19 protein-coding genes and 1 tRNA gene are annotated in these 22,418 nt (G+C 64.4%); 9 read left to right on the top strand and 11 right to left on the bottom strand.

Annotation, left to right across the window (positions count from 1 at the left end; translation table 11 throughout):
• The first annotated feature begins 294 nt into the window (after positions 1-294).
• The gene (locus AC1RQP_RS15730; protein WP_492937616.1) at positions 295-510 is read left to right on the top strand and encodes a hypothetical protein; all 216 of its coding nucleotides are present in this window, start codon (positions 295-297) and stop codon (positions 508-510) included.
• A 225-nt stretch (positions 511-735) separates the two neighbouring features.
• Here AC1RQP_RS15730 and AC1RQP_RS15725 read toward each other — a convergent pair.
• A tRNA-Ser gene (locus AC1RQP_RS15725) sits at positions 736-825 on the bottom strand.
• A gap of 194 nt (positions 826-1,019) precedes the next feature.
• Here AC1RQP_RS15725 and AC1RQP_RS15720 point away from each other — a divergent pair.
• Entirely contained in the window at positions 1,020-1,361 is a 342-nt protein-coding gene (locus AC1RQP_RS15720) for a hypothetical protein (RefSeq protein WP_492937615.1), read from the top strand.
• Positions 1,362-1,495: 134 nt separating this feature from the next.
• On the opposite strand, the gene AC1RQP_RS15715 is transcribed toward AC1RQP_RS15720, so the two are convergent.
• The 3 genes from AC1RQP_RS15715 to AC1RQP_RS15705 form a co-directional block, all read right to left on the bottom strand.
• Positions 1,496-2,959 (bottom strand): trehalose-6-phosphate synthase, encoded by a 1,464-nt coding sequence (locus AC1RQP_RS15715; protein WP_239620101.1) that lies wholly within the window; start codon positions 2,957-2,959, stop codon positions 1,496-1,498.
• A gap of 241 nt (positions 2,960-3,200) precedes the next feature.
• Positions 3,201-4,019, bottom strand: coding sequence for a trehalose-phosphatase (gene otsB / locus AC1RQP_RS15710; protein ID WP_239620100.1), 819 nt, complete (start codon positions 4,017-4,019; stop codon positions 3,201-3,203).
• A gap of 4 nt (positions 4,020-4,023) precedes the next feature.
• Complete coding sequence (locus AC1RQP_RS15705) at positions 4,024-5,511, bottom strand: MFS transporter (protein WP_492937614.1); 1,488 nt, start codon at positions 5,509-5,511, stop codon at positions 4,024-4,026.
• Positions 5,512-5,687: 176 nt separating this feature from the next.
• On the opposite strand from AC1RQP_RS15705, the gene AC1RQP_RS15700 reads away from it, so the two are divergent.
• On the top strand, positions 5,688-6,062 hold the full coding sequence (locus AC1RQP_RS15700) for a DUF3175 domain-containing protein (RefSeq protein ID WP_492937613.1): 375 nt from the start codon (positions 5,688-5,690) through the stop codon (positions 6,060-6,062).
• Between the two features lie 79 nt (positions 6,063-6,141).
• Here the strand turns inward: AC1RQP_RS15700 and AC1RQP_RS15695 are convergent, their stop codons facing one another.
• A complete protein-coding gene (locus AC1RQP_RS15695; protein WP_492937612.1) occupies positions 6,142-8,175 on the bottom strand; it encodes a methyl-accepting chemotaxis protein in 2,034 nt (677 codons plus the stop codon).
• A 307-nt stretch (positions 8,176-8,482) separates the two neighbouring features.
• Entirely contained in the window at positions 8,483-10,522 is a 2,040-nt protein-coding gene (locus tag AC1RQP_RS15690) for a methyl-accepting chemotaxis protein (protein WP_239620093.1), read from the bottom strand.
• A gap of 322 nt (positions 10,523-10,844) precedes the next feature.
• Between AC1RQP_RS15690 and AC1RQP_RS15685 the strand changes: the two genes are divergently transcribed.
• The 4 genes from AC1RQP_RS15685 (at position 10,845) to AC1RQP_RS15670 (ending at position 16,010) form a co-directional block, all read left to right on the top strand.
• Positions 10,845-11,330, top strand: a complete 486-nt coding sequence (locus AC1RQP_RS15685; RefSeq protein ID WP_028181083.1) for a (2Fe-2S)-binding protein — start codon at positions 10,845-10,847, stop codon at positions 11,328-11,330.
• Positions 11,331-11,416: 86 nt separating this feature from the next.
• A complete protein-coding gene (locus tag AC1RQP_RS15680; protein WP_492937611.1) occupies positions 11,417-13,759 on the top strand; it encodes a xanthine dehydrogenase family protein molybdopterin-binding subunit in 2,343 nt (780 codons plus the stop codon).
• Positions 13,760-13,897: 138 nt separating this feature from the next.
• The gene (locus AC1RQP_RS15675) at positions 13,898-14,698 is read left to right on the top strand and encodes an FAD binding domain-containing protein (RefSeq protein WP_492937610.1); all 801 of its coding nucleotides are present in this window, start codon (positions 13,898-13,900) and stop codon (positions 14,696-14,698) included.
• Between the two features lie 199 nt (positions 14,699-14,897).
• Positions 14,898-16,010, top strand: a complete 1,113-nt coding sequence (locus tag AC1RQP_RS15670) for a CaiB/BaiF CoA transferase family protein (RefSeq protein ID WP_492937609.1) — start codon at positions 14,898-14,900, stop codon at positions 16,008-16,010.
• A gap of 177 nt (positions 16,011-16,187) precedes the next feature.
• Here the strand turns inward: AC1RQP_RS15670 and hppD are convergent, their stop codons facing one another.
• Positions 16,188-17,303: a 4-hydroxyphenylpyruvate dioxygenase gene (gene hppD / locus AC1RQP_RS15665; protein ID WP_492937607.1), complete on the bottom strand. Its 1,116-nt coding sequence runs from the start codon at positions 17,301-17,303 to the stop codon at positions 16,188-16,190.
• A 121-nt stretch (positions 17,304-17,424) separates the two neighbouring features.
• Between hppD and AC1RQP_RS15660 the strand changes: the two genes are divergently transcribed.
• On the top strand, positions 17,425-17,904 hold the full coding sequence (locus AC1RQP_RS15660) for an Lrp/AsnC family transcriptional regulator (RefSeq protein WP_028178776.1): 480 nt from the start codon (positions 17,425-17,427) through the stop codon (positions 17,902-17,904).
• Positions 17,905-17,977: 73 nt separating this feature from the next.
• On the top strand, positions 17,978-18,289 hold the full coding sequence (locus tag AC1RQP_RS15655) for a DUF1272 domain-containing protein (RefSeq protein ID WP_492937606.1): 312 nt from the start codon (positions 17,978-17,980) through the stop codon (positions 18,287-18,289).
• Between the two features lie 122 nt (positions 18,290-18,411).
• Here the strand turns inward: AC1RQP_RS15655 and fahA are convergent, their stop codons facing one another.
• The 4 genes from fahA to AC1RQP_RS15635 form a co-directional block, all read right to left on the bottom strand.
• Positions 18,412-19,683 carry a fumarylacetoacetase gene (gene fahA, locus AC1RQP_RS15650; protein WP_492937605.1) on the bottom strand — a complete coding sequence of 424 codons (1,272 nt, stop codon included), beginning with the start codon at positions 19,681-19,683 and terminating at the stop codon, positions 18,412-18,414.
• A 178-nt stretch (positions 19,684-19,861) separates the two neighbouring features.
• Entirely contained in the window at positions 19,862-21,208 is a 1,347-nt protein-coding gene (gene hmgA, locus AC1RQP_RS15645; protein WP_492937604.1) for a homogentisate 1,2-dioxygenase, read from the bottom strand.
• Between the two features lie 2 nt (positions 21,209-21,210).
• On the bottom strand, positions 21,211-22,167 hold the full coding sequence (locus AC1RQP_RS15640; protein ID WP_239620080.1) for an MBL fold metallo-hydrolase: 957 nt from the start codon (positions 22,165-22,167) through the stop codon (positions 21,211-21,213).
• A 24-nt stretch (positions 22,168-22,191) separates the two neighbouring features.
• Complete coding sequence (locus tag AC1RQP_RS15635) at positions 22,192-22,416, bottom strand: DUF2783 domain-containing protein (protein ID WP_025032749.1); 225 nt, start codon at positions 22,414-22,416, stop codon at positions 22,192-22,194.
• Between the last annotated feature and the right edge of the window lie 2 nt (positions 22,417-22,418).

Below are 22,418 nucleotides of genomic sequence, written 5' to 3'. Positions count from 1 at the left end.
CGCCCACAAGCCCTGCACTCGTTGTAGTTAAAATCCCGACCAGCACGCGATACTAAGCCCACTCGTCAATGAAGCTACAAACTCGTTGTACGGTTGCGGCCTCAAGTTCTCCGATCAAAACGAAACTCCTGTCGTTTAGGCCGTTCATCGAGGGACCGAACAAGCGAGAGTGCCAGAGCATAATAGCCACTTCGCATGCGCTGGGGATCAATGACGCCGAATCGGAAGTAAGCCTCAACCGCAGGCCGCGGAGCTCGTTAGATCGATCCTGTCATCACGGATGAGCTTTGCCACATGCACCACTCACCGACGGGCTTTCCTTCTGATGAGCTACTCGATGGTGCCGCTGGCTTCAAAGAGGGCGTCACCGCTCAGGCTTGGGAGGCGCTGATTTTGACCGCCCCGCGAACGAGCGAGATCATCGGAATGTTTGATGCGGAAGTCGACTTGGATCAAAGCTTCGGACCATCCGGCGACCGGATGAAGAACGGCAAATCCCCAGTCGCTTGAGCGAGACGGATTCAAACTGCCGGGTAGCCAAGCCGTTGATTTTCTGAGAAATGCCGTACTAGACCGATTGTGGGGATTCAAAGATTCGGAGAAAATTCGGTTCTCCGGCGTCGTTCAGGCCCATGTTGGATGGCCAGTGGGTTCTGCGCCCGCCAAAAAAATGCAGGAAAACGGCCGAGTTTTTGGTCTGTCTGCAGCTCCAAGTACGAGATCATTTTGGCCGGGTGGCGGAGAGAGTGGGATTCGAACCCACGGTACGGTTTCCCGCACACACGCTTTCCAAGCGTGCGCCTTAAGCCACTCGGCCATCTCTCCGGAGCGCCCTCTCTTGAAGGGGCGCCGATGATTTTGCAAGGGATCGCGGAGGGAATCGGGCGATTTTCCGCAACTTGTTGTATTTGCGAGATAATATCTGTCGCTGCAGGTGCCTTGACCCGCCTGCCGGCTGAACCGCAGGCGGGTTTGGCGCGACGATTCACGGGAAGCCGCCAAACACGACGGGGTACGCCATGACCACCTGCAGGACCATCGCCGCCCTTGGGCTGATTTCGGCCCTCGGCTCTGCCCTCGCCGTGCCCGCCGCCGCGCAGGTCTGCACCCGGCAAGGCGTCGACGTCAGCTGTGACGACGGCCGGCGCGGGGTGCTTTCGGGCGATGCCATCCTCTGGCCGGACGGCACGCGCTCGAGCTCGACGCCGCATCAGAGCGTGATCGTCGGCAACAAGAGCTCGGTCCATGTCGGGCCGGGCGTATTCGTCGGCCAGGGCAAGGGCGTGGTGCCGCTGGACGATCCCAACGCGCCGAACAAGCGGCAATGCGCGATTCTGGAGGGCGTGTCGTATTGCTATTGAGGGTTCGCGCCATTCGCCTGATACCGTCATGCCCGAGGGTCGTCCCGGACATCCACGGTCTCGGATCCGCGCGGCAAGACGTGACGGCCGGGACAAGGCCGGCCATCACGGCGTGGACAGAGCCTGCGAGAATCTTAAATCAACCGCACGCCTGATATCGCCGACTTCAGCCAGCGCAGTGCCTGCGGCGGCTGGGCTGCGAGCGGCGCGACCGCCGCCTTCTCCGTCCGGCACTTCTCAAGCTCGGCGACGAAGTCGGCGGACCATTGCTGGATGGTGTGGCCGCGCAGCTTCTTCATCATCGCGTCCCAGCGCATCTTGCGCTCGGTGAGCGGCATGGAGGCCGCGACCGCGATCGCACGCGCCATACCGTCGACGTCGTGCGGATTGACCAGCAGTGCGGTGTCCAGCTCGTTGGCGGCGCCCGCGAATTTCGACAGCACCAGCACGCCGGGATCGGCCGGGTTTTGCGCGGCAACATATTCCTTGGCGACGAGGTTCATGCCGTCGTGCAGCGGCGTCACCACGCCGATCTGCGCCGTGCGGTAGAGTCCCGCGAGCACGGCCTGGCTGAAGCCCTTGTTCAGATAGCGGATCGGCGTCCAGTCGACCTCGCCGTGGCGGCCGTTGACGTCGGACACGAGGCGCGCGACCTCGCTCTGGAGACTGCCATAGGCCTCGATACCGCCGCGCGACGGGTTGGCGATCTGGAGCAGCGAGATGCTGCGCGCCAATTGCGGCTGCTCGGTCCAGAGCCGGTCGAACGCGCTGATGCGGTTGACGAGACCCTTCGAATAGTCGAGCCGGTCGACGCCGATCGCGAGCCGCTCGCCGTTGAGGCTGCGCCGCAGCCGCGACACATCGGGGTGCGAGGCAGACTTCGCAGCATATTGCGCGAACTTCTCCGCATCGATGCCGATCGGGAAGACTTCACAGCGGGTGCGCCCATGCTGCGAGATCGCAACGCCGTCCTCGATGGCGAGGCCGAGCTCACCGCCGACATAACCGAGAAAGTTCTGGCGATCCTCCTCGGTCTGGAAGCCAAGCAGATCGTAGGCCAGCATCGCCGTGATCAGCTCGCGATGGTTGGGCACGCCCTGCATCACCGCGGCGACGGGCCACGGCGTATGCAGGAAGAAGCCGATGGGATCATCGACGCCGAGGTCGCGCAGCTCTGCACCGAGCGCGAGGAAATGATAGTCCTGCACCCAGAACGCTGTCTTGGCTTTTCGGAAGCGCAGCAAGGCGCGCGCCATGAAGGCGTTGACCTCGCGATAGCTGACATAGTCCTCCCGCGAGACGCGGATCAGATCGCTGCGCGAATGCAGTGCCGGCCACAGCGCCGAATTGGCAAAGCCTTCGTAATAACCGCCATAATGCGCCGCCGGCAGGTCCAGCGTCGCAATCGCACCGGTCCCGAGCGCCTCGATCTCGGCAAAAGGTTCCTTCTGATGGCCATCGCGCACCCGGCCGGAGGAACCGACCCAGATCGCACCAGAATGTTCCACCACGGGAAGCAGTGCCGCCGCGAGGCCGCCCGTCATGGGCTCGTTGGGTTTGCCGCGCGCGACACGATTTGAAACGACGACTAAGTTCACAGGTCGTCCCCTCCTGTTCATTCCACCCCGTTTAACTGCCGTTCATCAATATGGTTCCTGATCATCGTTTCAACCAATTGAAACCAAAATCGGGCGCGCGCGTGGGAACTGGTTTCGCTTGCGGAACCCTGGGATTTCGCTGCAAAGACGGCTTTTACGGTCGTGTTGCACAGCATGTATCGCGGCGCGCAGTGAGGCTGCGCTCAGGGCTTTGTGTCTGCGAGGTGGCGCTGCCTTCGTTTCACCTCGGATCGAGCAGGCGCGCAAGGAACGCGCGCACATCCGCCGGCGCATCGAAGTGGCCATTCACGCCCATGGCGCGGCGGCCGACGGAAAAGGCGAGACCGTCCATGTCGGGCATGATCGCGAATACCGTCTCATCGGTGACGTCATCGCCGATGAACATCGGGCGCCGCCCCCTGAATGGCTCGTGCTTCATCAATTCGCGCACGCCGCTCGCCTTGGTGAAGCCGGAATGCTTGATCTCGCAGACGAACTTTCCGGGCAGCACCTCGATCGGCGCATTGGGCAGGTCGGCGCGGATCAACGAGACGGCTTCGTAGATCGCCTTCTCCGCATGCGGCGCGAGACGGTAATGCAGGGCAAGCGAGTAGCCCTTGTCCTCGAGCAGAATGCCCGGGCTGAGCTTGGCGACCGCAGCCAGGCGCCGCTTCAGCTCCTTGTCGAGGGGGGGCGCATGGACAGCATCGGCCTCGTTGTCGACCGACAGCCGCATTTCGGCGCCGTGGCCGGCGACGGCACGAAACACGTCCGGCGCGAAGATCAGGTCGATGTCGTTGAGCGAGCGGCCGCTGACCAGCGCCAGCGCGCCGGACGTGCGCTCGGTCAGCCGGCCCAGCGTTTCCGACAGGCCCGGCGGCACCCACACCTCGCGCGGTGTCGGCATCAGGTCGAGCAGCGTGCCGTCGATGTCGAGCAGGATGGCGATTTCATCGAGATGCGGCACCAAGGCATGCGGCACCGGCACCGCTTCGGGCGCATCGTCATCCAGCATGGTGCGCTTCTGGTCCAATGCCATGTCCGCAAGTTCCGATTTCATCAGTCTACTCCATAAAGGCGAGCGGCCGCGCGATTTGTTCGAGCGATTTGCGCTCCGCCGAGACGGCATAGCGCCACGCCACGATCGCAGCCGCGATCATCAGGACTGCCCCCAGCAAATAGCCGGCGAACACGCTGTTGCGTGAACCCGTGTCGATCAGAGCGCCGAACAGCGCCGGCCCGATCACGCCGCCGATGCCGGTACCGATCGCGTAGAACACCGCGATCGCCAGCGCGCGAACCTCCAACGGAAACGTCTCGCTGACAGTGAGATAGGCCGCGCTCGCAGCCGGCGAGGCAAAGAAGAAGATCACCATCCAGGCCACGGTCTGCCCTTGTGCGCTCAGCACGCCGATCGAGAACAGATAGCCCGATACCGCCAGCAGCACGCCCGATGCGCCATAGGTGAACATGATCATGGTGCGGCGGCCGAGCGTATCGAACAGACGGCCGAGCAGCAGGGGCCCGAGAAAATTGCCGGCAGCGAAGGGCAGCAGGTACCAGCCGACTTGATCGGCACTGATGCCATAGAAATCGGTCAGCACCAGCGCGAAGGTGAAGAAGATGGCGTTGTAGAAGAACGCCTGGGCGCTCATCAGCACGAGGCCGACCACCGCGCGCTGGCGATAGGCCGAGAACAACGTATGCGCGACCTCGCGGAGCGGCGTGTGATCGCGCATTCTCAGGCGGATCTTCGTGAAGCGCCCATCCGTCAGGTCCTGATCATGCCCGATCACCGAGCGCTCGATCCCGTCGACGATGGCGTGGGCTTCGTCGGGACGGCCATGGATCATCAGCCAGCGCGGACTTTCCGGGATCCACATTCGCATCAGAAGCACGACGAGGCCGAGGATCGCGCCTATGAGAAAAGCCAGGCGCCAGCCGAGCTCGGGATCGATCACAGCAGGATCGAGCAGCACGATGGCCGCCACCGCGCCCATCGCGGCGCCGATCCAGAAACTGCCGTTGATGACGAGATCGGTCCAGCCGCGATAGCGCGCCGGCACCAGCTCCTGGATGGTCGAATTGATCGCGGTGTACTCGCCGCCGATCCCGGCGCCGGTGAGGAAACGAAACAGTGCGTAGCTCGCGACGTTCCATGACAGCGCGGTCGCCGCCGTTGCCGAGAGATAGAGCGCAAGCGTGATGAAGAACAGCTTCTTGCGGCCGATGCGGTCGGTGAGCCAGCCGAAGCCGAGCGCGCCCAGCACGGCGCCCGCCAGATAGGCGGAGTTGGCGATGCCGAGATCGAGATTGGAGAACTGCAGCGACGGACTCTGCTTCAGCGCCCCCGAGAGCGCACCAGCCAGGGTCACCTCGAGCCCGTCGAGGATCCAGGTGATGCCCAGCGCGAGCACGACGCGGGTGTGGAAACCGCTCCACGGCAGCGCGTCGAGCCGCGAGGGAATGCTGGTCTCGACGATACGGTCGGTCGCGGTCGCCGACGGGACTACGGGTACATAGTTCAGGGCTGGGCTTTGCTGCAATTCCATCGGGTTCGTCTGATCAATGGAAAGGACCCCTCTCACGTGATGTGGACGGGTCGATCCGATCATCGGGGTGCGGCAATTCGCCTGCCACCTGCGACAACGCCTGCGGCGAGGCCAGGTTCCCATGGGAACGTCCGTTGGCACCGCTCGTTTCCGATGGAGCCGCAAGGAGTTGACGCATGGCTCACGTCAGAAAGACGACACATTCAAGGAAGACAGGCGCGCGCAACACCGCGCGTCGCAAGACGAGCACGACGCGCAAGAGGTCGAGTCGCCGTGCGGCACCGAAGCGCTGGTCGCAACGGGTGACGCGGGAGAGCGACGCGCTCGATCTCAAGCGCGGTGTGTTCAAGCTCAAGGACCCCGGGAAGATCGCGGCCTCCCTGAAGCGCTCGGCGGAGCACAGCTCGCGTCGCAAGACCGGCGCCTATCGCTCGGCGCTGTCGATGCTGACCTTCTACATCAACCGCGCCGGCAGGACGCTGCCGAAGACGCAGCGCACGCGGCTGGAGCGCGCGAAGGTGGAGCTGAAGCGAGCCTTCGGGAGAGAATAAGACTCACGCGCTTCTTATTCCGCCGTCGTCCCGGACAAGCGGAGTGTGGGCGACGGCGTGGACTTCAGAGGCCGTGAACCTACGCCGCCCTTATATTCGCCATGAAGCGGTCGAGCTCGGCGCGCAGGCGGGTGCTTTCGCTCGACAGGGTCTTGGCCGAATTCAGCACCTCTTCCGAGGCCGAGCCGGTCTCGGCGGCGCCGCGATTGACCTCGCCGATATCGGTGGCGGCCGTCTGGGTGCCCTGTGCGACCGTCTGGACGCTGCGGGCGATCTCCTGGGTGGCCGCGCCCTGCTGCTCGACCGCGCTCGCGATCGACGTCGAGATCGACGAGATCTGGCCGATGGTCGCGCCGATCTCCTTGATCGCGGCGACCGATTCGGCGGTGGCGCCCTGCATGCCGGCGATGTGCGAGGAGATCTCGTCCGTCGCCTTCGCGGTCTGGCTCGCCAGCGATTTCACTTCGCTCGCCACCACCGCGAAGCCGCGGCCGGCCTCACCGGCACGCGCGGCCTCGATGGTGGCGTTGAGCGCGAGAAGGTTGGTCTGCTCGGCGATCGCCGTGATCAGCTTGACCACCTCGCCGATCTGCTGGGCGGCATGCGACAGCTTGCCGATGCGGCCGTCGGTCTCCTTGGCCTGTACCACGGCCGCTTCGGCGATGCGGCTGGAATCGCGGACCTGGCGGCCGATCTCCTCGACCGAGGCCGAGAGCTCTTCCGTCGCGGTCGCGACCGACTGCATGTTGCTGGACGCCTGCTCGGAGACGCCGGCGACCTGGCTCGACAGGCTCTGCGTGGTCTCGGCGGTGCGGGTCAGCGTCGAGGCCGCCGATTCCAGCTGCACGGCCGAGGCCGAGACGTTGGAGACGATGGCGCCGACCGCGCTCTCGAAATCGTCGGCAAAGCGGATCAGCTCGGAGCGGCGGCTTGCGGCCTGCTCCCGATTCTGGATTTCGCTGGCGGCGGCGTCACGCTCGGCCTTGGCGACCGCCTGAACCTTGAACTCCTCGACCGCGCCGGCCATCTCGCCGATCTCGTCCTTGCGGCCGAGACCCGGCAGCACGACGTCGAAATTGCCCGAGGCGAGCTCGCGCATCGCCTTGCACATCGCGATCATCGGACGCGAGATGCCGTTACCGAGCCACAAGGCCAGCACGGTGCCAACGGCCAGGCCGCCCAGCGCCAGCATCAGCATCAGCTGCTCGGTTTCCACGATGGTGGAATTGGCGCTCGCCTCGATGCGTTGCTGGTCGGCGGTCAGATCCGAACGCAGCTCGGCCGAGAGCTTGAGGATGGTCGCGGCCGTCCTGGTCATCTCGCCGTTCAGCTTGACGATGACCTTCACGTTCTCGTTCAGCTTTGCGAACGAGGTGCGGTACTGCTTCAAGAGATCGCCGATCTCCTTGACGCGATCGGTGATCTTCTGGTCATTCGCGTAGATGGAGACCAGCAGCGTCTCGAGGAACTTGATGCGGGCGATCACGCCGTCGGCGGTCTTCGGCTCCGGCTTGGCCACGAAGGCGCCGACCGAGGTGGAGACCGCCAGATATTGCGAGGTGACGTCCTTGGCCGTGGTCTGAACCGAGTTCAGGCCCGCCAGAGCTGCGGTGTCGGCGAGATCGTCGAATTTGAAGCGGATCTTGTTGCCGACACTGTTGAGCTCATCGGCCGCGATCTTGTTGTTCTCGCGCGTCAGCGTGATGATCTCGCTGAAGACTTTCGTGAAGTTCTGGAACTCGGTCTCGAGCTTGCCGACCTGCTCACGGCGGGCGGCGCCGGTCGTCGCCGTCATCGACTTGGCGATCGCGCTCTTCAGATTGCCTTCAGCGGTCTTGGCTGCGGTCTCATCATCGGCCGCGCCGGTCAGGGTATAGGCCCGCGCCAGCCCCTGATAGGCGACCAGCTCGCGATCGACCGTCCGCGCCAGGTCGGCTTCCGATACGCTGGTGCGGTAGGACGCCACGGCGCCTGCGATTCGCTCGAAGCCGAAATAGGCGAACGCCATGCTGACGGCGAGAATGGCTAGCACCGCCACAAAGCCGAGGATGATTTTTGCGCGAAAACGCAGCGTTGGCAGCTTCGATTTGCTCGACTTCGACTTGACCGACATTCCCCCACCCCATTCCATTCGCGGAAAACCAGGCGCATCCCGGAAGCAGCCCGCTTCCCGGCTCTTCTGCACGTTACGGGGCAAAGGATAAGCTGTGGTAAATTTGTGGCGCCGCAACTGGCGGTTAGGTGACCCAGGGAATTGTTAAGGCGCGCTTTCTCCGGCCGCTACAAATTGACTGCCGCCCAATCTCCGCTGTCGTACCGGACCAGCGCAGCTTCCGACGACGCGCAGCATTGGCGGGAGCGAAGCACCGACCCGGGACGACAGCGGAGATGAGGCAGCGCGGACTTCGGAGGCCGTGAACCTACGCCGCCCTTATATTCGCCATGAAGCGGTCGAGCTCGGCGCGCAGGCGGGTGCTTTCGCTCGACAGGGTCTTGGCCGAATTCAGCACCTCTTCCGAGGCCGAGCCGGTCTCGGCGGCGCCGCGGTTGACCTCGCCGATATCGGTGGCGGCCGTCTGCGTGCCCTGTGCGACCGTCTGGACGCTGCGGGCGATCTCCTGGGTGGCGGCGCCCTGCTGCTCGACCGCGCTCGCGATCGACGTCGAGATCGACGAGATCTGGCCGATGGTCGCGCCGATCTCCTTGATCGCGGCGACCGATTCGGCGGTGGCGCCCTGCATGCCGGCGATGTGCGAGGAGATCTCGTCCGTCGCCTTCGCGGTCTGGCTCGCCAGCGATTTCACTTCGCTCGCCACCACCGCGAAGCCGCGGCCGGCCTCACCGGCACGCGCGGCCTCGATGGTGGCGTTGAGCGCGAGAAGGTTGGTCTGCTCGGCGATCGCCGTGATCAGCTTGACCACCTCGCCGATCTGCTGGGCGGCATGCGACAGCTTGCCGATGCGGCCGTCGGTCTCCTTGGCCTGCACCACGGCCGCTTCGGCGATGCGGCTGGAATCGCGGACCTGACGGCCGATCTCCTCGACCGAGGCCGAGAGCTCTTCGGTCGCGGTCGCGACCGACTGCATGTTGCTGGACGCCTGCTCGGAGACGCCGGCGACCTGGCTCGACAGGCTCTGCGTGGTCTCGGCGGTGCGGGTCAGCGTCGAGGCCGCCGATTCCAGCTGCACGGCCGAGGCCGAGACGTTGGAGACGATGGCGCCGACCGCGCTCTCGAAATCGTCGGCAAAGCGGATCAGCTCGGAGCGGCGGCTTGCGGCCTGCTCCCGGTTCTGGATTTCGCTGGCGGCGGCGTCGCGCTCGGCCTTGGCGACCGCCTGAACCTTGAACTCCTCGACCGCGCCGGCCATCTCGCCGATCTCGTCCTTGCGGCCGAGACCCGGCAGCACGACGTCGAAATTGCCCGAGGCAAGCTCGCGCATCGCCTTGCACATCGCGATCATCGGACGCGAGATGCCGGTGCCGAGCAGAAAAGCAAGGACCGCGCCCAGCAGCGTGCCGCCAACGGCCAGCATCAGCACCAGCTGCTCGGTCCGCCCGATGGTCGCCTCCGACTCCGAATCCAGCCGCTGCTGTTCGGCGAGGAGGTCGGCCTTCATCGTGGTCGCTCCTTGCAGGATCGCACCGGCGGAGCCGTTCATCTCGGTGACGAGATCATCGACCAGCTTGGCATTGGCGATCAGCTTCTCCAGCGCTTCGCGATAGGCGCCGAGCAGAGCCTTGGCATCCTTCAGGCCGGCGACGACCTTGTCGTCCATGGAATAGATCGCACCGAGCGAGTTCTCGACGAATTTCAGCCGCGCCAGCGCGCTGGTGGCGATCGCCTGGTCGGAGGTCAGCACGAAATTGGTCGCCGCCGCACTCGCCGTCTGGAACTGGGCGTTGACCTGCTTCGTGCCGAACTCGATCGCCTGCGCTTCGGAGTCGGAGGCGTTGTTGCCGATATCGTCCAGCTTGTATTTCAAGAGATTGGCGTTGCGGCTGAGCTGGTTCTGCACCAGCAGCGCACTGTCGCGCTTGGCCTTGAGCACCTTTGCGAAGGTCGCGGAGAAGTTGGAGAACTCCTTGGCGAGCTTGTCGAGGCTCTCCTGCCGCGCCGGCGTCTTGGCGCCCTTCACGGCCTGGTCGATGGCGTTCTTCAGGCTGCCTTCAGCATCCAGCGCCGCCTTGGCGTCGTCTTCCTTGCCGGTCACCACGAAATAACGGGCGGCCGAACGATAGGCGAGCAGCTCGCGATCGATGTTGCGGGCGAGATCGGCCTCGGAAACGCTGCTGCGGTACGACCCGACCCCGGAGGCGACCCGCTCGAAGCCGAAATAGGAGAAAGCCATGCTGCCGGCGGAAATCACCAGCACGGCGGCGAAGCCGAGAATGATCTTTGCGCGGAACCTGAGGGCCGGAAACAGTGTACGCTTAGACGGCGACGCGATACGCCCGGACATTCCCACCCCCATTTGTAATTCAGCCGCGATCCGGAGGCGCCCCGCCCCCCGACCTGGATGCGCAAAACTAAGGCAGAATCGATAAGGGGCGGTAAATTTGGCAGGCCCGTACGATGCTCGCCGCATCGGCCAAAGGCCGATCCGGATCGAGATGATTGCTGGCATCCCACGCCAGCCCGGCTGCTCCGCCTCCCAAATCCTCGCGCGCCGAACTGGATCAATGACTTTTCAATGACGCCGGCGACCAAAATCCTAGTTGCAAAGTTCCGGGCCGCTGTCTCTAATTAGAAGCAATCAAAATCAATCCCGGGAGGACTACGCCGTGTCTAAAGTCAACCTGACAGTGAACGGCAAGGCCGTTGCTGTCGACGTCGAGGACCGCACGCTGCTGGTCCAGCTCCTGCGCGATCACCTCAACCTCACCGGAACCCATGTCGGCTGCGACACCAGCCAGTGCGGCGCCTGCGTCGTGCACATGGATGGCCGTGCTGTGAAATCCTGCACGATGCTGGCGGGGCAGGCCGATGGCGCCAGCATCACCACGATCGAGGGCATCGCCAAGGGCGACGAGCTGCACCCGATGCAGGCTGCCTTCCGCGACAATCACGGCCTCCAATGCGGCTATTGCACGCCGGGCATGATCATGTCCGCGATCGACATCGTGCAACGCCATGGTGGCCAGCTCGACGAGGCGACCGTCCGCCAAGAGCTCGAGGGCAATATCTGCCGCTGCACCGGCTACCACAACATCGTGAAAGCCGTGCTGGATGCGGCCGGACGCATGAAGGTCGCGCAGGCGGCCGAGTAGAGCGGCCGTCGCGAAGCAAGAAATCACCACTCCCGCTTTCGAGGGAAAGCGCGGGTCAACAAAAATTCCGGTCGGGAGGACCAGTCATGGGTGTTGAAGGCATCGGCGCACGCGTCGTGCGCAAGGAAGACAAGCGTTTCATTACCGGCAAGGGCCGCTACGTCGACGACATCAAGCTGACGGGCATGACCCATGCCTATTTCATCCGCAGCCCGCACGCGCACGCCAAGGTGAAGGGGATCGACTCCTCCGCCGCGCTGAAGATGCCGGGCGTGGTCGCGGTGCTCACCGGCAAGCAGCTCGTCGACGACAAGGTCGGTAACCTCATCTGCGGCTGGGCCATCACCTCCAAGGACGGCAGCCCGATGAAGATGGGCGCGTGGCCGGCAATGGCGCCCGAGACGGTGCGCTTCGTCGGCCAGGCCGTTGCCGTCGTCATCGCCGAGAGCAAGAATCTCGCGCGCGACGCGGCGGAAGCCGTCGTCGTCGATTACGAGGAGCTCCCCGCTGTCGCCGACATGCAAGCCGCCATCAAGGCCGGCGCGCCCCAGCTTCACCCCGAAGCGCCCGGCAACCAGGTCTATGACTGGGTGATCGGCGACGAGGGTGCCACCGATGCCGCCTTTGCCAAGGCTGCCAATGTGGTGAAGCTCGACGTCACCAACAACCGTCTCGCCCCGAACGCGATGGAGCCGCGCGCGGCGATCGCCGATTACGACGCGGCGGAGGAGCACTTCACTCTATATACGACCTCGCAGAACCCGCACGTCGCCCGCCTCGTGCTGTCGGCGTTCTACAACATCGCGCCCGAGCACAAGCTGCGCGTGATCGCCCCCGATGTCGGCGGCGGCTTCGGCTCCAAGATCTTCATCTATCCCGAGGAGATGGTGGCGCTGTGGGCATCCAAGAAGGTCGAGCGTCCCGTGAAATGGACGGGCGACCGCACCGAGGCTTTCCTCACCGACGCGCATGGCCGCGACCACATCACCCATGCCGAAATGGCGTTCGATGCCAACAACAAGGTCATCGGCTTGAAGGTGAAGACCTACGCCAATTTCGGCGCCTACATGTCGCTGTTCTCGTCCTCGGTGCCGACCTACCTCTACGCGACCTTGCTGTCGGGCCAGTACAACATCCCGGCGATCCATGCCGAGGTGATCGGCGTCTACACCAACACCACGCCGGTCGACGCCTATCGCGGCGCGGGCCGCCCTGAGGCGAGCTATCTGATCGAGCGGCTGATGGAAACGGCGGCGCGGCAGTTGAAGGTGGACCCGGCGGAGCTGCGCCGGAGCAACTTCATCACCCAGTTCCCGCACCAGACGCCGGTGATCATGGCTTACGACACCGGCGACTTCAACGCGTCGCTCGATGCCGCGATGAAGGCGATCGACTATGCCGGCTTCCCCGCCCGCAAGGCCAAGGCGAAAGCCGACGGCAAGCTGCGCGGCATCGGCGTGTCCTGCTACATCGAGGCCTGCGGCATCGCGCCGTCGAAGGCGGTCGGCAGCCTGGGCGCCGGCGTCGGCCTGTGGGAATCGGCCGAGGTGCGCGTCAACCCGGTCGGCACCATCGAGATCCTCACGGGATCGCACAGCCACGGCCAGGGTCACGAGACCACCTTCTGCCAGCTCGTCGCGGAACGGCTGGGCATTCCGATCAGCCAGGTCTCGATCGTCCATGGCGACACCGACAAGGTGCAGTTCGGCATGGGCACCTACGGCTCGCGCTCGGCGGCCGTCGGTCTTACCGCGATCCTGAAGGCCATGGAGAAGATGGAGTCCAAGGCCAAGAAGATCGCAGCGCATGCGCTGGAGGCGTCGGAGGCCGACATCGTCATCGAGAACGGCGAGTTCAAGGTGACCGGCACCGACAAGGCGATCGCCCTGCCGATGGTCGCGCTCGCGGCCTACACCGCACACAATCTGCCTGACGGGATGGAGCCGGGCCTGAAGGAGAGCGCCTTCTATGACCCGACCAACTTCACCTTCCCGGCCGGCGCCTATATCTGCGAGCTTGAGGTCGATCCCGGCACCGGCAAGACCTCCTTCGTCAACTTCGTCGCGGCCGACGATTTCGGCCGGCTGATCAATCCGATGATCGTCGAGGGCCAGGTCCATGGCGGCCTTGTGCAGGGCATCGGGCAGGCGCTACTCGAGCATGCCATCTACGATGCCAACGGCCAGCCGGTCACGGCCTCGTTCATGGATTATGCCATGCCGCGCGCCGACGATGTTCCGTCGTTCAACCTCTCCCACACCACGACGCTCTGCCCGGGCAATCCGCTGGGCATCAAGGGCTGCGGCGAGGCCGGCGCGATCGGGGCGTCAGCGGCCGTGATCAACGCGATCACGGATGCGATCGGCAAGAACACTCTGGAAATGCCCGCAACCCCGGACCGGGTGTGGCGCACGATCCACGCGGCCTAGCCGACCACCGTCGTCATTCCGGGGCGACGCGAGGCGTCGAACCCGGAATCTGGAGCCACGAATTCAACCTCGAGATTCCGGGTCTGCGCCTATGGCGCATCCCGGAATGACAGAGAAGAGATTTCAGGAGCAACCAAGATGTACCAGACCACCTATCATCGCGCCTCCTCGGTCGACGAAGCCGCCAGCCTGTTCGCCAAAGGAAGCGAGGCGAAATTCCTCGCCGGCGGCCAGACGCTGCTGCCGGTGATGAAGCAGCGCCTTGCCGCACCGTCGGACGTCATCGACCTCGGCAGGATCAAGGAGCTGCAGGGCGTCGAACTGTCAGGCGATACGCTGACCATCAAGGCCGCCACGACCTACTACGACATCATGACGAATGCCGACGTGAAGAAGGCAATTCCCGCGATCGCCTATCTCACCTCGGTGCTGGGCGACCCCGCCGTGCGCTACCGCGGCACGATCGGCGGCTCGATCGCCAACAACGATCCCGCCGCGGATTTCCCGGCCGCGCTGCTCGCGCTCAGCGCCACCGTGAAGACCAACAAGCGGTCGATCTCGGCGGATGACTTCTTCAAGGGCCTGTTCACCACGGCGCTCGAAGACGGCGAGATCATCACCGCCGTGTCATTCCCCGTGCCGGCGAAGGCAGGCTACGAAAAGATGCGGCACCCGGCCTCGCGCTTTGCGCTGACCGGCGTGTTCGTGGCGCAGACCAAATCGGGTGAGGTTCGGGTTGCCGCGACCGGCGCCTCACAGAGTGGCGTGATGCGGGTGCCTTCGATCGAGGCCGCGCTAAAGGCGAACTGGTCGGCCTCGGCGATCGACAACGTGACGATTTCGGCGAATGGACTCCTCGCCGATATCCACGGCACGGCGGAGTACCGCGCCAATCTCGTCAAGGTGATGGCGCAGCGCGCGGTCGCCGCTGCTCGCTGATAGCGCCTCCACGCAAATTTTCCGCGGCGCGCACTTCGGTGCGCGCCGTTTTTATTTGGCCGTGCGGCATGAAAACCGCTTGCCTCGCTGACGTGAAGGCGAGAAAAGTTAATCAGTCAATTAACTCGCCCACAGAGGAACGTCGGAAGCGATTGCCGGACCACCGGCACTCTGCTCGCGACCCCGAGGAAACAACAACGTGCTCGATAAATCAGCCCCCACCTCATCCGTCCGCACCTCCGGCCCGCTCTCGGGCTTCCGCGTCGTCGAATTCGCCGGCATCGGTCCTGGTCCGTTCGCCTGCATGATGCTGGCCGACATGGGCGCCGAGGTCGTCACGCTCGACCGGATCGGTGCGAAGAAGAGCATGAAGTCGGTCGCCGGCCGCGGCCGCAAGGTGATCGAGCTCGACCTCAAGGACAAGGCCGCGATTGCACAGGTGATCGACCTGCTTGCCAGCGCCGATGCCCTGGTCGAGGGCTTCCGTCCCGGCGTGATGGAGCGGCTCGGGCTCGGGCCCGACGTGGTGCTCGCACGCAATCCAAAGCTGGTCTATGGCCGCATGACCGGCTGGGGCCAGGAAGGCCCGCTCGCGAATGCCGCCGGCCACGACATCAACTACATCTCCATCACCGGCGCGCTCGCCGCGATCGGCACCACGGAAGCACCGGTGCCGCCGCTCAACCTCGTCGGCGATTTCGGGGGCGGCGCGCTCTATCTCGTCGTCGGCGTGCTCGCAGCGCTCCTGGAGGCGCAGAAATCCGGCAAAGGCCAGGTCGTCGATGCCGCCATGTGCGACGGCGCGGCATCGCTGATGTCGTTCTTCTTCGACATGACCGCGATGGGACGCTGGACCGAGGGGCGCAACCAGAACTTCCTCGATGGCGGCGCGCATTTCTATGGCGTCTATGAATGCGCCTGTGGCCATTTCGTCTCGATCGGCTCGATCGAGCCGCAATTCTACGCGCTGCTGCGCGAGCATGCCGGGCTCACCGACGCCGATTTCGACGCGCAGATGGATCCCAAGGCCTGGCCCGGGCTGAAGGAAAAGCTCAAGACAGTGTTCAAGAGCAAGACGCGCGAGGACTGGTGCAAGATCATGGAAGGCACCGACATCTGCTTCGCGCCGGTGCTGACCATGTCGGAGGCCACGAAGCATCCGCACATGGTCGCGCGAAAGGTCTTCGTGGAGCGCCACGGCATCAAGCAGCCGGGGCCGGCACCGCGCTTCTCGCGCACGCCCTCGACGGTGCGCGAGCCGGAGCCGGCGGAGATCGCCGCGGTGATGAAGGCGTGGGCGGCGGCGAAGTAATTTCCGCTGTCATCCCGGGACGCGCGGAGCGCGAGCCCGGGATCCATATCCACAGGACGTGGTTTGACGAAGACTCGGAGTTGCCGTCTCGCACGACGACTCCTCCCTGTGGCTATGGGTCCCCGCCTGCGCGGGACGACACCTGTTGTGACGCAGCAGTGTGGCTGAAGCAGCGACCTAGGCCGCATCCACCTTCAACACGCCGCGCCGGATCTGATCCTCCTCGATCGATTCGAACAGGGCCTTGAAATTGCCCTCGCCAAAGCCGTCGTCGCCCTTGCGCTGGATGAACTCGAAGAAGATCGGGCCGATCGCATTGGCCGAGAAGATCTGCAGCAGCACCTTTGTCTGGCCGCCCTCGACCACGCCCTCGCCGTCGATCAGGATGCCGTTCTTCTTGAGCCGTGCGACGTCCTCGCCATGCTTGGGCAGGCGCGCATCGATCTTCTCGAAATAGGTGTCGGGCGGCGACGGCATGAACGGCAGGCCGGCTTCGCGCAGGCCTTCGATGGTGCGGTAGATGTCGTGGCAGCCGCAGGCGATGTGCTGGATGCCCTCGCCGCGATAGGTCTTCAGATATTCCTCGATCTGGCCGGAATCGCCGGCATCCTCGTTGATCGGAATCCTGATCTTGCCGTCCGGGCTCGTCAGCGCGCGCGAGAACAGGCCGGAGGCGCGGCCCTCGATGTCGAAGAAGCGAATCTGGCGGAAGTTGAACAGCTTCTCATAGAAGCCGGCCCAGACGTCCATGCGGCCGCGATGAACGTTGTGGGTGAGATGGTCGAGATAGAACAAACCGGCGCCGACCGGTCGCGGATCGCGTGCGCCGAGCCATTCGAACTCGGCATCATAGGCCGAGCCATTGGCGCCGTAGCGGTCGACGAGATAAAGCAGGCTGCCGCCGATCCCCTTGATCGCGGGGACGTCGAGCGTTTTCTGCGCCGATGGCACATCGGCAGGTTCGGCGCCGAGCGAAATCGCGCGGTCATAGGCCGCCTTCGCGTCGACGACACGAAAGGCCATCGACGGCGCGCAGGGGCCATGCGCGGCGACGAACTCGTAACCGTGGGTGCCGGGCTGCTCGTTGACGAGATAGTTGATGTCGCCTTGGCGATAGACCGTGATCTTCTTGGTCCTGTGGCGCGCGACGGGCGCATAGCCCATCAGCTTGAACAGCGCGTGCAACTGTTCCGGATTGGGATGCGCATATTCGACGAACTCGAACCCGTCGGTGCCCATCGGATTGTCGGCGCTGATCGTGGCCGGCGGTGCATCGTGCGGAAACGGACCCATGCGGTTCTCCCAATTTGCTGCCGGGAGGAACTATCCTTCATAGGGCGCGCAAGAGGCGTGCAAACGGGTCGCGATTTCGCTACTTTATGCACGCTTTGTGCAAAAAATGGACGATTGACGCATGATTCCTGTGGACGCCTTTGACCTCAAGATCCTGGGCGCACTCCAGGACGACGGCCGCCTCACCAACCAGGAGCTCGCCGACCTCGCTGGCCTCTCCGCATCGCAATGCTCACGCCGGCGGATGCGGCTGGAGGAGGAGAAGGTGATCGCGGGCTATCATGCCGACCTCTCCAGCGAGGCGCTCGGCTTCGGCGTGATCGCCTTCATCCAGGTGGGGCTCGCGACCCACTCCCCGGACAATTCCAAGCGCTTTCGCGCGCTGGTGAACCGGATCGACGAGATCCAGGAGGCGTATTCGCTCACGGGCGATGCCGACTACGTGCTGAAAGCCGTGCTGCGCGACCTCAAGGGCCTCTCCAACCTCGTCAACGACGTCTTGATGCCGCACCAGAGCGTGGCGCATGTGCGCTCCTCCATCGTGCTCGACAGGCTCAAGGAAAGCTCCAGGCTGCCGCTCAAGGAAATCAGGGCCGGCTGAAATCGAGGGAACTATGGCATTCGCGCGGCGCGCGCGACCTGCGATGATCCGGCTCCACGTGCGGAGATTCGACATGGCCCTCCAGCTTCGGCCGAACTGCGAATTTTGCGACCGCGACCTGCCGCCGAGCGCAACGGACGCGCGGATCTGCTCCTATGAATGCACGTTCTGCGCGGATTGCGTCGAGACCAAGCTGTTCAACGTCTGCCCGAATTGCGGCGGCGGCTTTGCCCCGCGCCCGATCAGGCCGGCGCAAGAATGGCGGCCGGGCGTGTGCACAGCGAAGCAGGCGCCGTCCGACAAACGGGTGCATCTGAAGTACTGCGTAGAAGATATCGCGGCGCATTGCGCGAGAGTCCGCGACGTGCCGCCGGAGAGGCGATAAGCGCTCTCCACGCCGTCATTGCGAGGAGCCCTTGCGACGAAGCAATCCAGAATCTTTCCGCGGAGAGATTCTGGATTGCTTCGCTGCACTCGCAATGACGGTACTTGTGGCGGCGAGCGCTCCTACTCCGCCGGCAGAATCGTCCCCTCGACCTCGCCGAAGCCGACGCGATAGCCGCTGCCCTGGCACCAGCCGCGCATCACGAGGCTGTCGCCGTCTTCCAGGAATGAGCGCTTGGCGCCGCCGGGCAGCTCGACCGGCTCGGTGCCGTTCCAGCTGATCTCGAGCAAGCTGCCACGCTGGTCCTTCTCAGGGCCAGAAATGGTGCCGCTGCCCAGGAGATCGCCGACATTCATGGCGCAGCCGCTGGAAGCGTGGTGCATGAGCTGCTGCACCGAGGACCAGTACATGTACTTGAAATTGGTGCGGCTGATGCCGGCAGGTGCATTGGCACCCGCAGCGCGCAGGGAGACGTCGAGCGCGATGTCGTAGTTCTGCGGCTTCGTCTGCCTGAGATAGTCGAGCGGCGCCGGCTCCTGCTCCGGCCCCTTCAGCCGGAACGGCTCCAGCGCCTCGCGCGTCACCACCCAGGGGCTGATCGAGGTCGCAAACGCCTTGGCGAGAAACGGCCCGAGCGGCACATATTCCCATTGCTGGATGTCGCGCGCGCTCCAGTCATTGAGCAGCACGAAGCCGAAGATCATGTCTTCGGCCTGGCTCTCGCTGAGCATGCCGCCCATCGGCGAGGGTTGGCCGATCACGACGCCCATCTCCAGCTCGAAATCGAGCCGCTTGCACGGCCCGAAGCTCGGCACATCCACATTCGGCGGCTTCAGTTGCCCGCGAGGCCGCTTCACCTTCGTGCCGGAGACCACGACCGTCGATGCGCGGCCGTTATAGGCGATGGGCATATGCAGCCAGTTCGGCTGCAGCGCATTGTCCTTGCCACGGAACATCACGCCGACATTGGTGGCGTGCTCTTTCGAGGAGTAGAAGTCGGTGTAGCCGGAGACGGTGAAGGGCAGATGCAGTTTGGCAGCCGACATGGGAACCAGGGCCAGCTTGCGCAACTCGTCATTGTCGCGCAATTCGGGATTGTCGTGCCGCAAGAGCTCGCTGATCCGCGCGCGGGTCGTCGACCACGCCTTCGAGCCCAACGACATGAACGGATTCAGGCTGCCTGCCGCAAAGGTCCCCGGCTGCCCGACATCGAGGCGGCCATCCTGCTCGAGCTCCCACAGATCAAGAATGTAGGCGCCGATGGCGACACCAACGCGCGGCGCCAATCCATTCGCCGAGAACACGCCATAGGGCAGGTTCTGGATCGGGAAGTCGGAGGCGGGATCGACGTCGATGAAGGAGCGGAGGCTGGGGTCGTTGGGGTGTGTCGTCACGTCTGGCCCGGTCCTTTCTTCCTTCTCCCCTTGTGGGAGAAGGTGGCGCGAAGCGCCGGATGAGGGGTTCTATCCGCGAATCCAGAATGAGAGAGGTCCGCTCGCGGAGAGACCCCCTCACCCGTCTCGCCGCCACGCGGCGAGCCACCCTCTCCCACAAGGGGAGAGGGCACGACCGTCACGGCCGGCTCGGATCGAATTTCTTCTCCAGGCCCTTCCAGCAATCGGCGTAATCGTCCTGGAGCGTCGTAGCCTTCGCCGCATGCGCGGTGACGCGCTGCGGATAGCGGGTCTCGAACATGAAGGCCATGGTGCCGGTCAGCTTCACCGGCTTCAGCTCGCCATTGCTGGCGTGCTCGAAAGCATCGCGGTCCGGGCCGTGCGGCAGCATGCAATTGTGCAAGCTCATGCCGCCCGGCACGAAGCCTTGCGGCTTGGCGTCGTAGACGCCGTAGATCAGGCCCATGAACTCGCTCATGATGTTCATGTGGTACCAGGGCGGACGGAAGGTGTTGTCCGCGACCATCCAGCGCTCGGGGAAGATCACGAAGTCGATGTTCGCTGTGCCCGCGGTCTCCGACGGTGAGGTCAGCACCGTGAAGATCGAGGGATCGGGATGATCGAAGCCGATCGCGCCGACGGGAGAGAAGGTGCGCAGATCATATTTGTACGGCGCGTAATTGCCGTGCCAGGCGACGACGTCGATCGGCGAATGGGGCAGCGTGGTCTTGAACAGCGAACCGCCCCACTTCACGAACAGTTCGGTCGGCGTGTCCTTGTCCTGGTAGTTCGCGACCGGCGTGAGGAAGTCGCGCGCGTTGGCGAGGCAGTTGGCGCCGATCGGACCGCGCTCCGGCAGGGTGAAGGCACCGCCGTAATTTTCGCAGAGATAACCGCGCGCCGGGCCATTCGGAATCTCGACGCGGAACTTGACGCCGCGCGGGATCACCACGATCTCGCCGGGCTCGGCGTCAATGCGGCCGAACTCGGTGACGAGGCGCAAATTGCCCTGCTGGAGCACGAACATCAGCTCGCCGTCGGCATTGTAGAAATGCTGGTCCACCATCGATTTGGTAATGAGGTAGACATGCGCGGCCATGCCGGCCTGGGTGTTCACGTCACCCGCCGTCGTCATGGTCTGCACGCCCTCAACGAAGGTGACATCCTCCTTGGGGAGCGGCGTCGGATCCCAGCGCAGCTGCGCGATCGGCAGCTCGTATTCATGGCAAGGCGCCGAGCGCCACAGGCCGGCATCGACCTTCTCGAAGCGGCCGGAATGCTTCACCGAGGGCCGGATGCGGTACAGCCAGGAGCGCTCATTGGCGCCGCGCGGCGCGGTGAAAGGCGAGCCCGAGAGCTGCTCGGCATAGAGCCCGTAGGCGCAGCGCTGCGGCGAGTTGCGCCCGATCGGCAGCGCGCCCGGCAGTGCCTCGGTCTCGAAGCTGTTGCCGAAGCCGGACATGTAACCCGGCGTCACCTGGGCCGAGCTGCGGATGATCTGGTCAGGCGAGGTATTGATGTTCATGACTATCCTCCTCCTTGCAAGGCAGCCCACATTTCCTGGTCGCGCTTGTCGGTCCAGATCACGGGGTCGTCGATCCCCGACGCCTCGTCATAGGCGCGCGACACGTTGAACGGCAGGCAGTGCTCGTAGATGGCGAAGCTGGAAAATTTCGGATCCATCACCTCGCGGGTCGCCGCCATCGATTCCTTCAGCGTGCGACCACGAGCAACGGAGATTTCGGCCGCGCCGTAGAGCGAGGTGACGAAGTCGCGCGTCATCGCGATGGCCTCGCGCACCGTGGCCGTGCCCTTCAGCGCATCGCCGCGGCCCGGCGCGATCGCCTTGGGATTGAAGTTGCGGATCTCGTTCAACGTCATCGGCCATTCGCGCAAATGCGCATCGCCGCAATAGCAGGCCGAGTGATATTCGATCAGGTCGCCGGAGAACATCACCTCCGCGTCCGGCACCCAGGCGACGATGTCGCCCGAGGTGTGGCCGGCGCCAAGCTGCATCAGGCGAACCTCGCGCTTGCCGAGGTAGATCGTCATCTCGCCTTCGAAGGTCAGCGTCGGCCAGGTCAGGCCGGGGATGCTCTGCGCATCCTGGAACAGCCGCGGGAAGCGGCCGTATTCGGAATCCCAATCCTGCTTGCCGCGCTCCTCGATCAGCCGATAGGTCTCCTGCGAGGCGACGATGCCTTGCGCCTTGTAGGCAGAGGCGCCGAGCACGCGCACGGCGTGATAGTGCGACAGCACGACATATTTGATCGGCTTGTCGGTGACTGCGCGCACGCGCTCGATCACCTTGTTCGCCATCGCGGGCGTCGCCTGCGCGTCGAACACGAGGCAGCCGTCGTCGCCGACGATGACGGCGGTGTTGGGATCGCCCTCGGCGGTGAAAGCATAGAGGTCCGTACCGATCTCGGAGAATGTGATCTTCTTCTCGGAGAGATCGCCAGTGGATGCGAAGTTCTTCGCCATCAATTCGTCCTTCAAGTCACCGGGTTATTGTTGCTGCTGTTGTTGCTGTTGGCCGTCGATCATGCGGCGCTTCGCAAGCCCGATCGCCTCGCGCAGCACGTCGATATCGCCGATATGGTTGGCGAGGATCAGCACCAGCGCCGCGTCGAAATCGGCGCTCTGCTCCTCGGTGAGACCGCGATGCGCCTCGACGATGGCGCGGAAGGCGTCGTCGGGGCGTGCGAAGTTGGAGCTGGTGGAAAGCGGCATGC

The organism is Bradyrhizobium sp. GW821-FHT13H06, assembly GCF_058803975.1.
Note: the sequence above shows the minus strand (reverse complement) of the source record. Positions and strands in the feature narration are given on the sequence as shown.

What these genes read in the sequence shown, in the direction of transcription:
- AC1RQP_RS15730 (WP_492937616.1), top strand. Translation starts at nt 295, where the DNA reads ATGCACCACTCACCGACGGGCTTTCCTTCTGATGAGCTACTCGATGGT.
- AC1RQP_RS15720 (WP_492937615.1), top strand. Translation starts at nt 1,020, where the DNA reads ATGACCACCTGCAGGACCATCGCCGCCCTTGGGCTGATTTCGGCCCTC.
- otsB (WP_239620100.1), bottom strand. Translation starts at nt 4,019, where the DNA reads ATGAAATCGGAACTTGCGGACATGGCATTGGACCAGAAGCGCACCATG.
- AC1RQP_RS15705 (WP_492937614.1), bottom strand. Translation starts at nt 5,511, where the DNA reads ATGGAATTGCAGCAAAGCCCAGCCCTGAACTATGTACCCGTAGTCCCG.
- AC1RQP_RS15700 (WP_492937613.1), top strand. Translation starts at nt 5,688, where the DNA reads ATGGCTCACGTCAGAAAGACGACACATTCAAGGAAGACAGGCGCGCGC.
- AC1RQP_RS15695 (WP_492937612.1), bottom strand. Translation starts at nt 8,175, where the DNA reads ATGTCGGTCAAGTCGAAGTCGAGCAAATCGAAGCTGCCAACGCTGCGT.
- AC1RQP_RS15690 (WP_239620093.1), bottom strand. Translation starts at nt 10,522, where the DNA reads ATGTCCGGGCGTATCGCGTCGCCGTCTAAGCGTACACTGTTTCCGGCC.
- AC1RQP_RS15680 (WP_492937611.1), top strand. Translation starts at nt 11,417, where the DNA reads ATGGGTGTTGAAGGCATCGGCGCACGCGTCGTGCGCAAGGAAGACAAG.
- AC1RQP_RS15675 (WP_492937610.1), top strand. Translation starts at nt 13,898, where the DNA reads ATGTACCAGACCACCTATCATCGCGCCTCCTCGGTCGACGAAGCCGCC.
- hppD (WP_492937607.1), bottom strand. Translation starts at nt 17,303, where the DNA reads ATGGGTCCGTTTCCGCACGATGCACCGCCGGCCACGATCAGCGCCGAC.
- AC1RQP_RS15660 (WP_028178776.1), top strand. Translation starts at nt 17,425, where the DNA reads ATGATTCCTGTGGACGCCTTTGACCTCAAGATCCTGGGCGCACTCCAG.
- AC1RQP_RS15655 (WP_492937606.1), top strand. Translation starts at nt 17,978, where the DNA reads ATGGCCCTCCAGCTTCGGCCGAACTGCGAATTTTGCGACCGCGACCTG.
- hmgA (WP_492937604.1), bottom strand. Translation starts at nt 21,208, where the DNA reads ATGAACATCAATACCTCGCCTGACCAGATCATCCGCAGCTCGGCCCAG.
- AC1RQP_RS15640 (WP_239620080.1), bottom strand. Translation starts at nt 22,167, where the DNA reads ATGGCGAAGAACTTCGCATCCACTGGCGATCTCTCCGAGAAGAAGATC.
- AC1RQP_RS15635 (WP_025032749.1), bottom strand. Translation starts at nt 22,416, where the DNA reads ATGCCGCTTTCCACCAGCTCCAACTTCGCACGCCCCGACGACGCCTTC.